At 65.5% G+C, this 16,842-nt stretch carries 16 protein-coding genes; 7 read left to right on the plus strand and 9 right to left on the minus strand.

Annotated elements, in window-relative coordinates; genetic code table 11:
• Positions 1-60 precede the first annotated feature (60 nt).
• The 6 genes from OHS03_RS27935 (at position 61) to OHS03_RS27960 (ending at position 6,049) form a co-directional block, all read left to right on the plus strand.
• Positions 61-1,416, plus strand: a complete 1,356-nt coding sequence (locus tag OHS03_RS27935; RefSeq protein ID WP_056824112.1) for a DUF445 domain-containing protein — start codon at positions 61-63, stop codon at positions 1,414-1,416.
• A 106-nt stretch (positions 1,417-1,522) separates the two neighbouring features.
• The gene (locus tag OHS03_RS27940; RefSeq protein WP_328658174.1) at positions 1,523-2,314 is read left to right on the plus strand and encodes a TIGR03084 family metal-binding protein; all 792 of its coding nucleotides are present in this window, start codon (positions 1,523-1,525) and stop codon (positions 2,312-2,314) included.
• A 598-nt stretch (positions 2,315-2,912) separates the two neighbouring features.
• Positions 2,913-3,629 (plus strand): hypothetical protein, encoded by a 717-nt coding sequence (locus tag OHS03_RS27945; protein WP_328658177.1) that lies wholly within the window; start codon positions 2,913-2,915, stop codon positions 3,627-3,629.
• Positions 3,626-4,846 (plus strand): L-2-hydroxyglutarate dehydrogenase, encoded by a 1,221-nt coding sequence (gene lhgD, locus OHS03_RS27950; RefSeq protein ID WP_328658178.1) that lies wholly within the window; start codon positions 3,626-3,628, stop codon positions 4,844-4,846. The genes OHS03_RS27945 and lhgD overlap by 4 nt, the downstream gene beginning before the upstream one ends.
• Before the next feature lie 71 nt (positions 4,847-4,917).
• Positions 4,918-5,391, plus strand: a complete 474-nt coding sequence (locus OHS03_RS27955; RefSeq protein WP_056824125.1) for an SRPBCC family protein — start codon at positions 4,918-4,920, stop codon at positions 5,389-5,391.
• 10 nt (positions 5,392-5,401) lie between these two features.
• Positions 5,402-6,049, plus strand: coding sequence for a ribonuclease H family protein (locus OHS03_RS27960; RefSeq protein ID WP_328658180.1), 648 nt, complete (start codon positions 5,402-5,404; stop codon positions 6,047-6,049).
• A 92-nt stretch (positions 6,050-6,141) separates the two neighbouring features.
• Here OHS03_RS27960 and OHS03_RS27965 read toward each other — a convergent pair whose 3' ends face one another.
• The 9 genes from OHS03_RS27965 to OHS03_RS28005 form a co-directional block, all read right to left on the minus strand.
• On the minus strand, positions 6,142-6,912 hold the full coding sequence (locus tag OHS03_RS27965; protein WP_328658182.1) for a hypothetical protein: 771 nt from the start codon (positions 6,910-6,912) through the stop codon (positions 6,142-6,144).
• 129 nt (positions 6,913-7,041) lie between these two features.
• A complete protein-coding gene (locus tag OHS03_RS27970; RefSeq protein WP_063057059.1) occupies positions 7,042-8,220 on the minus strand; it encodes an MlaD family protein in 1,179 nt (392 codons plus the stop codon).
• The gene (locus OHS03_RS27975) at positions 8,217-9,305 is read right to left on the minus strand and encodes an MCE family protein (protein WP_056824133.1); all 1,089 of its coding nucleotides are present in this window, start codon (positions 9,303-9,305) and stop codon (positions 8,217-8,219) included. Before OHS03_RS27975 ends, OHS03_RS27970 begins: the two co-directional genes overlap by 4 nt.
• An 8-nt stretch (positions 9,306-9,313) precedes the next feature.
• Positions 9,314-10,414, minus strand: coding sequence for an MCE family protein (locus OHS03_RS27980; RefSeq protein WP_328658184.1), 1,101 nt, complete (start codon positions 10,412-10,414; stop codon positions 9,314-9,316).
• Positions 10,411-11,406 carry an MCE family protein gene (locus OHS03_RS27985; protein ID WP_328658186.1) on the minus strand — a complete coding sequence of 332 codons (996 nt, stop codon included), beginning with the start codon at positions 11,404-11,406 and terminating at the stop codon, positions 10,411-10,413. Before OHS03_RS27985 ends, OHS03_RS27980 begins: the two co-directional genes overlap by 4 nt.
• On the minus strand, positions 11,403-12,428 hold the full coding sequence (locus OHS03_RS27990) for an MCE family protein (RefSeq protein WP_328658188.1): 1,026 nt from the start codon (positions 12,426-12,428) through the stop codon (positions 11,403-11,405). Before OHS03_RS27990 ends, OHS03_RS27985 begins: the two co-directional genes overlap by 4 nt.
• On the minus strand, positions 12,425-13,924 hold the full coding sequence (locus tag OHS03_RS27995) for an MlaD family protein (protein WP_328658190.1): 1,500 nt from the start codon (positions 13,922-13,924) through the stop codon (positions 12,425-12,427). The genes OHS03_RS27990 and OHS03_RS27995 overlap by 4 nt, the downstream gene beginning before the upstream one ends.
• Positions 13,925-13,931: 7 nt before the next feature.
• Positions 13,932-14,795: an MlaE family ABC transporter permease gene (locus tag OHS03_RS28000; protein WP_056822703.1), complete on the minus strand. Its 864-nt coding sequence runs from the start codon at positions 14,793-14,795 to the stop codon at positions 13,932-13,934.
• Between the two features lie 3 nt (positions 14,796-14,798).
• Positions 14,799-15,659, minus strand: a complete 861-nt coding sequence (locus OHS03_RS28005; RefSeq protein ID WP_371852065.1) for an MlaE family ABC transporter permease — start codon at positions 15,657-15,659, stop codon at positions 14,799-14,801.
• A gap of 483 nt (positions 15,660-16,142) precedes the next feature.
• Here OHS03_RS28005 and OHS03_RS28010 point away from each other — a divergent pair, with 483 nt between their 5' ends.
• Complete coding sequence (locus OHS03_RS28010) at positions 16,143-16,811, plus strand: S1 family peptidase (protein WP_056822702.1); 669 nt, start codon at positions 16,143-16,145, stop codon at positions 16,809-16,811.
• The last annotated feature ends 31 nt before the right edge of the window (positions 16,812-16,842 follow it).

Below are 16,842 nucleotides of genomic sequence, written 5' to 3' on the forward strand. Positions count from 1 at the left end.
TGGTTGCCTTATCCTCACGTTCTTCACGTATTTCGCGCGTCAGCACTAGGGGGCTCTTCGATGACCACACTGGCCTCCGGACTGTTCATCGATTGGGAAGAGCTGACGGGGCAGTCGAAGTTCGTCGTGGAGCTGATCAGTTTTCCGATCTTCAGCGCGCTCGCAGGCTGGCTCACCAACTGGACCGGCGTGCTGATGCTGTTCTGGCCGCTGTACTTCAAGGGCTTCCGGGTCCCGCTGCTGCACGTGCTGTATCCCTACCTACCTCGGCGCGTGCAGGTGTTGCCCACGTTCTCCGGTGACGGGCGCCAGCTCGGCTTCCAGGGCTTCATCCCGGCACGCGCGGAGAAGATGGCGAGCATCTGCGTGGACTCGGCGCTGTTGCGGATCGGCAGCCCGCGCGACTTCATCCACGAACTCGACCTCGACGGGATCGGCGACTATCTCGCCGAACGGGCGCGCGATCAGGTGCAGCCGATCGTCGACGAGATCATGTCCCGGGAGAACCCCGACCTGTGGCGCTCGCTGCCACGACCGGTGAAACAGGCCATCTACCAGCGGATCGACCGGCAGTTGCCCGCGCTGTGCCGGCGCGCGTTCGAGACTCTCGGCGACAATATCGACCAGTTGCTCGACGTGAAGAACTTCGTGATCCGGTATCTGGAGAAGAACCCGGCCATCCTCAAGGATCTGACCACCACCATCGCCGCGCCCGAGCTCAAGTTCATGGCGCGGATCGGCCTGCTCGGCGCGCCGTTCGGCCTGATTCTGGCGCTGTACCTGCACGTGCACTCGAAGATCCCCTACTTCGGCGCGATCCCGGCCTGGGTGATCGTGCTGTTCGCCTCGGCCATGATCGGCGTGACGGTGAACGTGATCGCGATCAAGATGGTGTTCGAACCCGGCGATCCACAGCCGCGCTACAAGTACCTGTGGCGCCAGGCGCTGCTGGCCAAGCGCCAGCCCCAGGCCGCCACCGACCTCGCGCACATCCTGGCCTACCAGGTGCTGACCGTGGAGAACCTGTCGGTCGAGCTCTTGGAAGGGCCGAACGGGGACAAGACCCGTCAGCTCATCGAACGGGTGGTGTCGGAGGAGATCCACAAGCAGCTCGGTGCGACCGCGTTCGTGGTGCGTGCCGCGCTCGGCAAGAAGCAGTTCGAGAACCTGGCGGTCTCCGGCGCCGGTGCCGGGGTGCTCTCGGCGCGCACGATGATCGAGGACGAACAGTTCGTGCTGGAACAGGCGAAGAAGATCGACGACTTCGCGGCGCGCAAGCTGCGGACTCTGACGCCCGGCGAGTTCATGGAGATGTTCTACGCGTCGGTCGAACAGGACGCGTGGTTGCTGTATCTGCACGGTGGGGCGCTGGGTATCGGTGTCGGCGCACTCCACCTCGTCACCTTCGGTTGGTAGTTCTCAATAACAAGCACGCGTGCTTGCATTTTTTGACGGTCGCTGCGACTCTTGGTGACGACGGCGCGCCGCTACCGGGTCGCGCCATGATCGGCAAGGGAACTCCATGGCTGACCTCGCAGCGCTGCTCGACGATTTCGCCGCCGAATGCGCGGATCTGGAAAACCTGGTCGCACCACTGACCCCCGAGCAGTGGAAGACGCCGACGCCCGCGCCACGCTGGGACATCGCCACCCAGATCGCCCATCTGACCTGGACCGACGAGGTGTCGGTGCTGGCCGCGACCGACGCCGATGCCTTCACCGCGTTCCTCACCGAGGCCGCGTCGCGAGCATTCACCCTCGTCGACGAAGGCGCCGAGGAAATCGCGCAGACACCACCCGACGAGCTGTTGGTCCGCTGGCGCGCAGGCCGCGAGCAGCTCATCGCCGCACTGGCCGCCGTGCCTCCCGGCACCAAACTGCCGTGGTTCGGCCCGCCGATGAGCGCCGCGTCGATGATCTCGGCCCGCATCATGGAAACCTGGGCCCACGGCCAGGACGTCGCCGACGCCCTCGAGGTAACCCGAGTCCCCACGGCCCGCCTGCGCACCGTCGCCCACATCAGCGTGCGCGCCAGGAACTACGCCTACCTGGTCAACGGCGAATCCGGCCCCACCGAAGAATTCCGCGTAGAACTCACCGCCCCCGACGGCACCCCCTGGACCTGGGGCCCCGAAGACGCCCCCCAGCGCGTCACCGGCCCCGCCCTCGACTTCTGCCTCGTGGCCACCCAACGCCGCCACCGCGAAGACACCGCCCTGATCACCGAGGGCCCGGATGCCGACCACTGGCTCGGCATCGCCCAAGCCTTCGCAGGCCCGCCCGGCCCAGGCCGCGAAGCAGGCCAGTTCACCTAACCACCGAACCCCACGTCGGCAAACCCCAAATCCGCCATGACCGCACTCCCAGCCCCGCACCCGCGACCCCTAGGGAGCGGCGGCCACGAAGTGGCCGGTCCGCGGCCGGGTCGCCGGTCAGGCGCCGGTGCGTAGGCGACGAAGGAGCAAGCACCGGTGCCTGACCGGCGGCCCCTCAGGGCCGCGGACACGCGCGCGCCAGCGCGCCAATAAACACAGCGTCAAACCATCTGGGACTACTGAACACCTGTTCACACCCCCCACATCAATCCCCCGAACAGGCGAGCGCCAGTCTCAGAGCGCCATTCGTGCCGACTGCCCCGGACTTCATTGGCCGGGGGTGACCACCGTGGCAGTCGTGAATGACGCTCGCCTGCTTCCATCAGATACCCGATACGCGGTGTGAGAAACACTTGCCCATGCGAAAACCCGCCCCGACTAGGAGTGATACGACATCGTTTCGGATGTGGCTCTGATCTCACTGCGGTGGAGCGGTTACTGTGCGGCTCAACACGTAACGTGGAATCAGCACGTGGCTTTCAACGATGCGGGCCCGTTCAACTCGGGTATACCCACAGCCACAGGAGGGAACCGCATCGTGACCGCACATCGGCCTGCTCAGATCGTGCGCCTGTCCGCGATCGTGATCTCCGGCGCAGCCAGCCTCTGCCTCACCTTCGCCGCGGGCGCCTACATCGTCAATCACATGCCGGAGCTCGGCCCGCCACCCGCGCACGATCAGGCGGAACCGACCGCGACGCCGAACCCCGGCCCTCATCGACCCTTCCCGCTCGAGGACTCCGCACCACGCGCCGGCGTCGAGCTGGCCATGTATTTCGGGGCGCCGACGCTGACCACCGAGCGCTCGGAACCCGCCGCCACGCGCACGCCGATCACTGCCCAGCAGTCCGGAGTCGGTGCGCGACCGGCCAATTCGCCGCTGACCGGACGGGTGGGGATCGGCGGTACCTATGTCGGCGCGCAGGTGGCGCCGCCGCGCAGCGACAGCGTGTCGTTCACCGTGGACACGAACCTCGTGACGGTGGCGGCGAAATACCTCGGCCTGACCCCGGATCCGGCTGCTGTGACCGCATTGCACACCGAATTCGACGCGCGCCGTGGGGAATTGGTGTTCGTATTGTCGGACCCCGGCCTCGGCAGCCACACGCTGCGGGTCGAGGGAACGGGCACCGAACCGGCCGAGACCCCCAGCTCCGAGACCTCCGGCACTGCCACGGAATCGGCCGACGACGACGGCGACGCCGAGGCACCGCGGTCCTCGATCGAGGACACCCCGACTACCGTCGGCGTGTGACTCCACCTCACGGCACCTCGAGCGGTGCGTACGACTTCTGCGTCGTCGGCGGCGGCATCGTCGGCGTGGCCACCGCGCACCGGCTGCTGACCGAGTATCCCGATGCGAGCCTGGTCCTCATCGAGAAGGAAGCCGCGCTCGGCGCGCATCAGACCGGGCACAACAGCGGCGTCATCCACTCCGGGATCTATTACCCCCCGGACAGTTTGAAGGCACGGCTGTGCCGGGCCGGTGCGCGATGGACGAAGGAATTCGCCGCGGCCCACGACATTCCGTTCCGTGAATGCGGAAAGTTGCTGGTAGCCACCGATTCCGCCGAACACGAGCGGATGCTCGCGCTCTACGAGCGCTCGATCGCCAACGGTGTGGAGGTCGAGGCGATCGATGCGGCCGAGCTGAGGCGGCGCGAACCACGGATCAGCGGCGTCGGCGCGCTGTTCGTGCCTGCCACCGGCATCATCGACTACACGAAGATCACCGCCGCGCTCGCCGCCGAGGTCGTGGCGATGGGCGGGGAGATCCTGCTCGGCACGGCTGTCGACGCGATCACCGAGAGCGCCTCAGCTGTCACGGTTTCGGGTCCGAGGGGCTCGGTCACCGCGGGCACGCTGATCGTCTGCGCGGGCTTGCAAGCCGACCGGATGGCGCGAAAGGCCGGGATAGACACCGATTTTCGTATCGTGCCGTTCCGCGGCGAGTACTACCGGCTCCCCGCCGAGCGCTCGGATCTGGTACGCACGCTGATCTATCCGGTGCCCGACCCCGCGCTGCCGTTCCTGGGCGTACACCTGAGTCCCACCATCGACGGCGAACTCACCGTCGGCCCGAACGCCGTACTCGGCCTGTCGCGGGAGGGCTACCGCAAGGGCAGCGTGAACCGACGCGACGCCATCGACGTGCTGAGCTTCGCCGGCGTGCGCCGGGTGGCCCGCGCCCATCTCGCCACGGGGGTGCGCGAACTCAGCAATTCGGTGTTCAAGCGCGGCTACCTCGCCGAATGCCGCAAATACTGCCCCGAACTCACCACCGACGACCTGCTGGCTCACCGCGCGGGCATCCGGGCCCAGGCGGTGCTCCGCGACGGCACCCTGGTGCACGATTTCCTCATCGAACGCACGCCCCGCTCGATCCACGTACTCAACGCGCCCTCCCCGGCCGCCACGTCGGCGATGCCGATCGCGGAATACCTGGTCGAACAACTCTATTCCGCTAAATAAACCGGAGATTTGTAGTACTTTTGGCTCCTGTACGCGTGGGCGAGGAAACCCATCCGGATCAGGGAGGGCCGATGGGCCACATCAGGTTTGCGAGTGACGTCGGCGCGACGGTAGACGCCGCCTTCGCCTATACCGAGGATTTCCGCCACGGGCAGCAGTGGATGTTCGGCGTCACCGAGGTGACGCCGCTCGGCGAACCGGATCAGGGGCTCGGTGCCGCTTTCGCGGTGAAAGTCCGGTTGTTCGGAGTGATTCCGCTGCGATCATCGGTGGAGATCACCGAATATCGGCGCAATGCCGTTATCGGGTATACCCTGCGTGGGCGGGTATACGGAACCGTTACCCTACGCTTCGATCCACTCGGCTACGAACGGTCGGTACTGACCTCCGAAGCCGACTATCCACCACCACGCGGCATGTTCGGCCGCCTGTGCCACGGCCTCGTCGACGCGGCCGCGAAATCGGCACTGCGCCGAACGGAATCGCGGTTGCGAAGGGAGATAGAGGCATTCCACGGTACCGATCTTGTCGGCCGCATCGCCTAGGGTGGCGGTCATGATCATCGTGAGCACCGACGGGTCCTGCCTGCGCAATCCCGGTGGTGCCATCGGCTGGGCATGGGTGAATCATTCCGGGCCCGCCGACAGCGGCGGTGCCGCCAGCGGCACCAACCAGATCGCCGAGCTCCGCGGCGTGCTGGAAGCCATCCTCGCCCACCCCGGCTCCGAACCGATGCTCATCGAGAGCGACTCCCAGTACGCCATCAAGTGCGCCTCGGAATGGATCACCAGCTGGCGACGCAACGGCTGGCGCACCTCCACCGGCGGCGCGGTGAAGAACGTAGAGATCATCAAGCAGATCGACCGGGCGATCACCGGCCGCGAAGGGCCGGTACGTTTCCGCTGGGTGCGCGGGCACGTGGGCAACTACTTCAACGAACAAGCCGACAAACTGGCAGGCGAGGCCGCGCGGGCAGTCCGCGACGGTGTACTGATACCTGCGGCGCCAGCCGCCCCGGACCCGGTTCTCGGCCGCCTTGATTCTGGACTGACCAGAGGGTGCGACGAAGGAGTGCCCGGCGGGAGGGAAGAATCGAGGCTTCGGGGCCGAGAACCCGCGGCACCAGCCGCAAATAATACGGTCTCCACAGGGAAGTCGGTCGCAGCTGACGCGCCGGTGGCAGGGACTCTCACCCTGTTCTAGGTGCGGTGCGACCGGAGTGGGACCGGACAACGAAACGCCGCGGGCGATGAATCTGCCCGCGGCGTTTCGGTTGGCTCAGTTTCCTGACGTGCTCAGTTCCCAGGTGTCGGGGCGGGCGCCGGAGCGGGAGCCGGTGCCGGAACCGCCTGACCGGGAGCCGTGCCGCCGCCACCGGCCGCGGCGCCGCCGCCGTTCTTGAGCAGCGGCGAGTCCAGCTTGCTGACCAGCCACTTGTCGCCGGAGCGCTCGAGGCTCATCTCGATCGCGAACATCATCCGATCGGGCTGGGTCTGGGTGAAGTTGGTGCGGTACTGGGTCATGGTGACCATGGCCTTGACGTCGTCGGTGCTGCCCGACATGTAGGCGCACTGCACGTCTTCGCCGGTCGACTTGACCTGGGCCTGCACCATCGCGCCCTTGAGCGCCTCGCTGGCATCGCTGAACTCCTTGAGGTAGTCGCCGGTGGCGCCCGCCTTCATCGACGCGATATAGCCGTCGAGATCCTTGGAGTAGTCGTAGTTGGCCAGGATGGCGCCGTAATCGCAGGCTGCCTTGGTGGACTCGGCGATAGCGTCGAGCTTTTCGGCCTTGTTGTTGTTCTGCAGGAAGAACACCACACCCGCGGTGATCGCGCCGACTGCGACCACACCGGCCACACCAGCGGCGATCCAGCCCGTCGAGCTCGATGTCGCGCTCGGGGCAGCGGCCGGAGCCGACGCCTCGGTCACGGTTTGCGCCTTGACAGTCGGCTGATCGACCTCGGGAGTCGCCGCCGCACCCTTCACGGTGTCGTCGGCCTTCGCCAGATCGGGCTTGTCTGCCGCGGCGGCATCGGACTTGCTCTGGGCATCGTCGCTGGTCATCGAATCAATCCTGCTCTTTCCCGGCGCACATAATCGCACCGATTTCCGATTGTGGTCCGTGAGCCGGGCCACACGTCTTCCCCGCGAGTATGCCCGGTCAAGCTGTGAACAGCCTGGCCGGGCACCATCTCACTTGGCGGGAATAGGTGTCCGCTCCTTCGGGTCGACACCGGGCGGCATCTGCGCGCCGTTATTGGGCACGTTCGGGCGCGGGGCGTTGGCCGAACCACGGATCTGCAGGTCAGAGGTCGGGTTGGTGCAGTAATTCCACTTCGGAATGCTGCCGTCCTGGACCTCTTCGTTGCGCCGGTACTCGGTGTCGTAGTTACACGTCGGACGTGGCCAGATATCGAGGATGGTGTGGAATTCGCCGTCGTGCGCCGGGGCGCCGATCGACCCGAGGCCCAGTGCCAGCGACGGGAACAGCAGTCGCAGGGCGGGCTGACGCAGCTGCGCCGCCTTGGTGATGGCCACGAAGTTGGCCGCCAGCGCGCTGATCGGATCAGCCGTCGAGTCCAGCACCGCACCGAGGGTTTCGAACTGCGCGGGCGCGTTGTCGAGCACGCCCTGCAGCTCGGCGTTGGCGTTGTTGAACTGGGTGAGCAGCGCGCCCGAATTACGGGTGAGCGTCTGCAGATCCGGCTGAGCGTTCGAGGTGGTCTCGGCGATCACCCGCAGGTTGGCGATGAGGTTCACCGTCTGCGGAAGCAGGTTGTCCAGACCCGCGACCACCAAGCTGACGCCGTTGATCAAGCCGCGCAGCTGATCGGGACCGGCACCGAGCGCGATATCGAGCTCGTCGAGGATCACGTCGAACTGCTTCGGATCCACCTGGGCGATCAGCGCGCTCGTGTCGTCGAGCACGGCCCACACCGGAACCGGCGTCTGGATCTGCTCCGGGCTGTACTTGATCACCGCGCCGTCGCTGAGGAACGGGCCGACATCGCTCTTCGGACGGAAGTCGATGTACTGCTCACCCGCCGCCGACAGCGCCGCCACCTGGATCATGGTGTCGACCGGGATCTTGAAATCCTTGTCGATCTGCGTCTTGGCGGCGATCGCCTCGCCGTCGTTGATCAGTTCGATCGAGGTGACCTTGCCGATCCGGAAACCACGCATGGTCACGTCGTTGCCCGGCTGCAGACCACCGGAGCGGTCCAGGTTCACGGTGACGTCGTACTCGGATCGCAGCGGATTGACCCGCATCACGTTGACCAGCAGGTACGTCCCGCCGAGCAACAGCACGACTACGAGCGCGCTGTTGGCCAGCAGGATCTTGCTGCCGGCGAACTTCTTCAGCCTGCTCATCGGTGGCCTCCCACTCGGCCCTGAACGATCTGCAGCACCTGGATGAAGCTGCCGACGAAATCGTTCACATCTTTCATGTCCCAGAGCTTGCTGTTCGCCGGGTCGGTCAGCGCGCCCACATCGAGGTTGGTCAGCGTCGCGTACGGCGCCAGACCCTTACCGAGGAACGTCTGGTTGGCGCCGGGGCGGATCGCGTGCAACTGATCCATCACATATCCGAAGTCGTTGCCGGTCGCGGCCAGCGCGTTCATCAGATTGTCGAGATTGGTGAGCAGGTCGGAGAGCTGATCACCGGTGGTGTTGGAGTAGTCGCCGAGGGCGGCGGTGGCCGTTGCCAGCTTGGTGAGCAGGTCACCGATCGCCTTGTTGTTCTCGGCGATCGCGCCGATGGCCTGGGGCAGCGTGTCGGCCACCTGGCCGAGCTGGCCCTTGTTGGCCTCGATGGTGTTGGCGAGGGTGTTGAACTCCGTCAGTACCGAGTCGACCTTGGCGCTGTTGTTGTTCAACTCGCCGATGACACCGGTCATCTCGTAGATCAGGTGGCCGAGTTCACCGCCGTGCCCGTTGAGGATCGAGCCGAGTTCGGTACCGAGCCTGCTCAGGCTGGCGACGCCGCCGCCGTTGAACAGCATCGACACCGAGACCAGCAGCTCTTCCACCGTGGCGCCGGCCGAGGTGGCTTCCAGGGTGAACGTGTCACCCGCGGCCATGTCGGGCCCGCCCGCGGCGTTCTTCGGGCTGCTCAGCGCGATGAAGACGTCGCCGAGGGGAGTGGCCTGGCGCAACTCCGCGGTGCTGCCCTTCGGCAGCTTGTAATCGACGTTGATCTCCATGTCGACCATGGCCTCGAAGTTCTTGGTCGTGATCGCCGACACGACGCCGACATCGGAACCACCGACCTTCACCTTGGCCTGATCGGGCAGGTTCAGGGCGTTCTCGAACTTCGCGTGCAGGGTGTAGGTCTCGCCGCCGGTGCCCGGCTTGGGCAACGGCAGATCCTCCACGGTGAAGCCACAGCCGGTCGTGATCGCGACCGTGGCCAATGCGGCCGCGGAGAGCAGCGCGCGGCGGGCCTTCATCGTCATTCGTCGGTTCATTTCGTCAGTCCGAGCAGTGCGGCGGTGAGCCCGTAGTCGGGGCCGAAGTCCTGGACATTGCCGGTGCGGCAACCATCGGGCCGCATCTGGATCCGCTCACAGAACACGCTGACGATCTCGCCCGAGAGAGCGGTACCGATCAGCGCCTGCAAGCGGACGAAGCCCTTTTCCTTGTTGATAGCGCCGTCGATGTTCTCCATGAGCAGCGGCACCACGTCGACGATCTCGATCATCGCGCCCGAGTTGGCACGCAACTGGTTGGTGACCGTGGTCAGGCCCGTCAGCGAGGCGGCCAGTTCTTCCTGATGCCCGGCGAAGGTCGTCGAGGTGTTGTTCAGGAACTGATTGAGCTGGTCGAGGGTGGCCTGTAGGCCGGGTGCCTGGTCGGCGAGCAGTCCCGACATGGCGGTCACCCGGTCGCTGAAGTCGCGCACGGACTGATCGTTGTCGGCCAGCATCGTCGTGAGCTCGTTGAGCTTGATGATGATGTTGGAGATGGCGTCCTTGTTGTCGACGCCGACCTTCAACGCACCCGAGAGCGCGTCGAGGGTTTCCCTGATCTTCTGGCCGTTGCCGTTGAGCACCGGGTAGAGCACCCGGCCCGACAGCGGGCCGAGACCCTCCTGGCCGGGTTCGGGCTTGAGGGCCGCGGCGAACTGGTCGATGGTCTTGATCATCGTGTCCAGCTCGACCGGAGTCCTGGTCCGCGCCTTGGGCAGGTGATCGCCGGACTTCAGCGTCTCACCGCCGGTGAAGGGCGGACTCACCTCGATGTGACGGTCGGTGACGATCGAGGGCGAGATGATCGCCGCGATCGCGTCCTTCGGGATCTTGACGCCCGAGTCGATGGTCATGTGGACCTCGACGTAGGTGCCCTTCGGCACGATCTTGTCGACCTTGCCCACCGCGAGGCCGAGGACCATGATCTCGTTGCCCTCGTACATGCCCGCGATGTTCTCGAAGTCGGCGGTGATCTTGGTCGAGCGGCCGAGCGCGTCGTCGAACTGGCTCGGCAGCAGCGAGCAGCTACCGAGGGCCAGCGCGGTGGTGGCGATCATCATCGTCCGCGCGATGCGGAGTTTGTTGGTCAGTTTCATCCTTGGCACCCCTGGATCACCTGAACGAAGCACAGCCAGTTGTCGGGGAACAACCACGGCAGCGCGACCGAGCCGTAGTTGCCGTTACCGAGGGCGTTGTTGAAGTAACGCGCCGTCGGCTGTCCGATCTGCAGCAGCTTGTCGAGATTGTCCTTGTTCTTCTGCAGGCCCTCGGCCATGGTGTTGAGCTGGCTGATGGTGCCGCCGAACTGGTCACCGTTCTGAGCGCCGATCTCCTCCAGCTGACGGGTCAGCGTGGCGACATTGTCGAGCAGCTGGCGCAGCAGACTCTGCCGCTCCATCACCCGGTTGGCGATGGCCTCGCCCTGGGTGATGACGAGCAGGATCGAGTTGCGGTTGTCGGCGAGCAGCTGCGTGACCCGGTTGAGGTCCTTGAGCAGGCTGTCGACCTCACCCTTGCGCTGATCGACCACCTTGGCGACCGCGCCGACGCTGTCGAGCGCCTGCGCCACCAGCTCCGGCGAATCGCCGAGCTGGGAGTTGATGGTGTTGAGCGAGGCGGCGAGCTTCTTGGTGTCGAGCGCCTCGAACTTCGGCGTACCGACCTGCACCACATCGGCGATGTTGTACGGCACGTCGGTGTTGTTGCGCGGGATCGTCTTGTCCTTCAAGCCCGATCCGTCGCCGGGCTGAAGGTCGACGTAGCGCGCGCCGAGCAGGGTCGCCATCTTGATCGCGGCGTGCGCGTCGGGACCGAGCTTGAGCGAGCTGTCCACGTCGAGGGTGACCACCACGTGATCGCCCTCGATCTTGGCGCCGGAGACCGTGCCGACCTGCACACCGGAGACCGCGACCTTGTCGCCGGTCTTGATGCCCGCGGCCTGCACGAACTCCGCGTCGATGGACTGTTTTCCGAGCCCGATGAACTGGTAGATGCTCGAACCGACCAGCAGCAACACGATGCACAGCGCACCGATCACACCCAGCCAGAAGTTGCGGTTACCGGCGAAGGCCGACTTGATCTTGCTCATCTGCACACCTCGGAATGGCTGTTGCCACCGATCTGGCTGAACAGACCGCGCGGGAAGAGGACCCCGTACAGCGAGACGTCCAGGCCACACAGGTAGGCGTTGGCGTGAGTGCCTTCCGACGTCATGCGGCCGAGGTCGGCGAGCATCGAAGGCATGTCGATCGCGACCTGGTCGAGCTTGGCGCCGTTGGCGAGCAACAGATTCAGCGCCGCGGTGGTCGAGTTCTGGGTCGCCGCCAGCTTCGGCTGGATCTTGCTCATCATCCCGACCAGCGCGGTCGTCGAATCGGCGAGGGTGACCGTGGAAGCCTGCAGCGACTGTCCCTGGTCGTAGAGCCCGCCGATCAGCGCCCTGGTCTGGGTAATCAGGGTCTCCAATTCGTCCCCTCGCTTTGCCAACCCGGCCATCACACCGGACAGGTTGGTGATCACGTCCGACAGGATCGCGTCGCGACGCTGGAAATCAGTGGCGAGCTGGGCAGCCTGGATGATGAACGCCGACAGCGAAACCCCGTCGCCCTGCAGCGCCTGGATCAGGGTCTCCGACATCGCGTTGACCTCGGCGGGCTCGAGCGCCTGGAACAGCGGCTGGAAACCGTTGAGCAGGGCCGAGATATCGAACGAGGGCTCGGTGCGGTCGAGCGGAATCGTGGAGCCGCTCTTGAGCGCCTCCGGACTCGGCGTCGCGCCCGGGGTCAGCGCCACATAGCGCTGGCCGATCAGGTTCTGGTACCTGACCAGCGCCTTGGTGTCGTTGAACAGTGTCTGGTCGCTCTGCACGATGAACGACACCTTGGCGTCGTTCTTGCCGTCGAGCTCGATGGCCTCGACCTTGCCGACGCGCACGCCGGCCATGCGGACATCGTCGCCGGGCCGCAGCCCGAGAACATCGGTGAAGATCGCGGTGTACTTGCGGGTGTCACCGTCGACCGTGCGAGCCAGTGTGTTCCACACGACCACGGTGACGAGCAGTGAGACGAGCGCGAAGATACTGAACCCGATCAGTGGCTTACGGATACTCATGCGCCACCCCCGTTTTCGGACACTTGCAGGGTTCCGCCCTTCAAAATCGGACCGAGCAGCAGATATTCGGACGCGTTCGGCTTGCGACCGAGCAGCTGAGTCATCGCCGCGTCACCGGAGTAGGAGATCGGTGTGGCGGCAGGCACCGTCGCCGGAGCGGGCGCCGAGGCCGGAGCGGCCGCGGGAGCGGGCGTACCACCGAGCAGACCGGGCAGACCCGGAACCTGGATCGTCGGGACGAGTCCCTCGAGCGGCGTGCCCTGGAACGGCTTGATCTCGGTGCCGTTGGCCGTGTGCATCGGCGAGACGCCGGGACTGGTCAGACCCGGGATGTCGGGCATGCCCGGGATCGACACCAACGGCGGGAGGCCGGCGGCCGAGTCGAGCCTGCGCGGACGCAGGTTCTCCGGAATCGGCGGCAGGGAGACCTGGGCCGGTGCGGTGAAGCAGCTCGGTCCGAGCAGATCGCCGTAGCGCGGGCAATCGGCGACGGTGTTGGGCTGGTACGGCGTCAACGTGATGCCGGCGTTCCAGACCATCTGCTTGCCGCTCGGGCCACCGTGGAAGGTGGTGTTGAGCTGGGCCAGCGAGGGACCGAAGACCTGGAAGGTCTTGGTGATCGACGCAGGATCGGCGGCCAGCGCACCCAGGGTGGCGTTCATGCCGACCGTGACTTCCTTGCCCACGTCGGGGTTCGACGCGAACAGGTCGTTCACCCGATCGGTGGTGGCGCTCGCACCGGCCAGCAGCGCGATCAGCTGTTCGCGTTTGGTGGCGATGGTGTTCGCGGTCTGCACCGAGGAGCCGAGCACATCGAGCAGTTCCGGCGCCGACTGGTTCAGCGCGTGCGCGGAGTCGGAGAAGTTGTCCAGCATGCCGCCCAGGTTCGGGCCCGCGTCGGCGACCGTGGTCAGCCAGTGGTCGAGGCGCTGGATGGTCGAGCCGGGAACCCGGCCGCTGCCGTCGAGGGCCTGGGTGAGCGTGCCGAGCACGCGACCGAACTGCACCGGGTCGACCTCGTCGAGGATGTCGCGCACCGTGGTGAGCGTGTCCTGCAGCGCGATCGTGCCCTGGCTGCGGTCCTCGGGAATCTGCGAACCCTCCTTCAGGTGCTGGCTGTTCGCACCGTTGTAGACCAGCTCCACGGAGGTGACCGCGAACAGGTTGGAGGGCACGACGCGTGCGGTGACGGTATTCGGGATGCCGTCGGCGAACTCGGGCTTGAGCTCGATGTTCACCTTCTGCTCGGCACTCTCGCCGATGTCGACGTTCTTCACAACGCCGACGAGCACGCCGCGGAACTTCACATCGGCGTCCGACGGCAGACCGTCGCCGGTGGTCGACAGGTTCGCGACCACGTTGACCTTGGGTACGAAGTAGCCCTGGTACCTGGCTGTGAGGAAACCCAGGATGATCGCGAAGACGATCAAACCGGCGGCACCTGCCACGTACAACTGCTTCATGGTGGGGCCGCGCCCACTCGGATCGATGATCATCGCGCCCTTACCCCGAGATCCTGATGCCGGGGTTGATGCCCCAGATCGCCAATGTCATGACGAGGTCGGCGAACACGACCAGGATGATGCACATCTTGATCGCGCGGCCGGCCGCGACGCCGACGCCTTCGGGACCGCCCGAGGCGAAGAAGCCGTAGTAGCACTGGATGAACGTCGTGATCATGACGAAGATGATCACCTTGAGCAGCGAGTAGAGCACGTCCGTCGGCACCAGGAATTGGAAGAAGTAGTGCGAGTAGGTGCCTGCCGCGGTACCTCCGATCAACTGCACGGTGACCGAGCAGGCCAGGTACGCGGTTGTCAGACCGACGGCGTACAGCGGCACGATCGCCATCACCGCGGCCATCATCCTGGTACTGACCAGGTAGGGCAGCGGGCGGATGGCGATCGACTCGAGTGCGTCGATCTCTTCGGAGATGCGCATCGCGCCCAGCTGTGCGGTGAATCGACACCCCGCCTGGGCGGCGAAGGCCAATGCCGCCAGCAGCGGGCCGAGCTCGCGGGTGGTGGCGAAGGCCGAGATCGCGCCGGTGATGGGGCTCAACCCGAGCAGGTTCAGCGAGGTGTGGCCCTGAATGGCCACCGTCATGCCGCCGAAGGCGCTGATGATCAGGATGACGCCGATGGTGCCGCCGCCGACGACGATATTGCCGTTACCCCAGGTGACGTCGGTGAGCAGACGCCAGACCTCCTTCGGGTACTGCTTGAAGGCCAGTGGGATGGAGCCGACCGAACGCAGGAAGAAGAAGACCTGATGGCCAAGGCGGGCGAGCAGGTCGCCGGGCGCCTTGCTGGCCTTCTGCAGCGACCGGATCGGCCGCAGTAGCGGAGGTACGTAAGTAGAGGACATGGCTCAGACCACCTGTGGGGGGAAGACGGCGGCGTAGATCTGGGTGATCGCCACGTTGACACCGAGCAGCATGACGGTGGAGCTGACCACCGCGGAGTTCACCGCGTTGGCGACACCGCCGGGGCCGCCGCGCGCATTGAGGCCGCAGTCGCAGGCGATGATCGAGGCGATCAGACCGAACAAGACCGACTTCAACAGCGCCACCGCGAGGTCGCGGGTCACCGCGAACGAGGCGAAAGTGCTCATGTAGGAGCCGGGCGTACCGCCCTGGGCGAAGATATTGAACATGTAGCCGGTGAGGAAGCCGACGAAGACGACGAAGCCGCAGAGCAGGAAGCTGACCAGCATCGCACTGCCGAGGCGGGGAGCCACCAGGCGGCGAAGCGGGTCGACGCCCATGACCTTCATCGCGTCGATCTCTTCACGGATGGTGCGTGAGCCGAGGTCGGCGCAGATGGCCGAACCGACGGCGCCCGCGATCATCAGCGCGGTGACCAGTGGGGCGCCCTGCTGGATGATGCCGAGACCGTTGGCCGCACCGATGAACGAGGTGGCACCGACCTGACCCGCGACCGCGCCGACCTGGATCGAGACGATCACCGCGATGGGGATGGCCACCAGCAGCGTCGGCGCCGCGGCGACGCTCGCCATGAAGGCGGACTGCCGGACGAACTCATCGAAAGGAAAACGCCGACGGAAGATCGCGACGAACAACTCCGTGATCGCTTCGATACCCATCGTGATCTGTCGACCGAAGGTTTCCAGCGACTTCTTCGGGTGGTCGTCCCAAAGGCCCTTCGTCCAGTCGACAGCCTCGCTGACTCGTGAACGTGTGGGCGGACTCTCGGTCGACTGCACTGCCATAACCCCTCTCGACGCCGGACCCTCAACGCTCCGGCGACTTGTTTGCTTGACGCACCTTACTACGGAGTAGCGCAGAACACATCACCGACATGTGAGCGCTGTCATAGATAGAGGTCACTGTCCGAAACGGCTATGAGACCCGCCATGCCGGACCCTACAGCCCATAATTCCAGGGTTTCGGAGATTACGCTCGGACGTCTTTTCCTAGATGGTTTCCCAGTACCGGCGGTCGCGGTAAAGAAATATTGCGGAAGTTTGTCATTCATAACGAACTCCACGCCGAATTATCCGAACACTTCACGCGAGAAACACGAACGACGCGCTGCGACACGATTTCAATAGGGAATCGCTATGACAACCACGTGGGAAGGCTTGTACGACTCGGCGGCAAACACACCGGTCCGAGGGCGCGCCCGGGATCGAATACAGGCACGATAGACAGACCGTATTGATATCGTGCGAGCTTCCGACATCTGGAGGGACATGTTCAGCAAACTCGCCAAGGTGGCCAACACCGCCTTCGCCCTCGCCCTCGGTGCAGCACTGCTCGGCACCGGCGCGGCCAACGCGCAAGCAGGCCCCCCGGTGATCGGCGGCGGCTCCGGCATCGTGATCGACAACGCGTTCGAGTGCACAGTCACCACGGTCGGCTACGACGGCGCGGGCAGGCTGGTCGGCCTGACCGCGGGCCATTGCGGCGACGCGGGCGCGACGGTCAGCGCCGAGGCGGATCGAGGCTACGGCGAGATCGGCCGTTTCGTGTACAGCAACTCCGAACTCGACTACGCGGTCATCCAGTTCACGCCGGGCCGGATCACCCCGGTCAACCGGATCGGCAACGTCACCATCACCGGCGTCGGCGGACCCGCGCAGTTCCCCACGATCGTCTGTAAGGAAGGCCGGACCACCGGCAATACCTGCGGCATCACCTGGGGCGACGTCTTCGCGACCAATACCGAGACCTGGTCGCAGATGTGCGTGGTCGAAGGCGATTCCGGCGCGCCGGTCGTCGTCGGCTCGACCCTGGTCGGCATGGTCAACGCCTATCTGGCCCTGGCCTGCGTCGGACCCGAGGTCGGCACCAATATGAACTCGATCATGGACGACATGAACGGCCGCGGCGGCGTGGGTTCGGGTTACCGCCCGATCTAGTCCCTCGCCTGTACTCCCCGGATGTCGAGCG

The organism is Nocardia salmonicida (assembly GCF_036142455.1).
Lineage (GTDB): Bacteria > Actinomycetota > Actinomycetes > Mycobacteriales > Mycobacteriaceae > Nocardia > Nocardia salmonicida.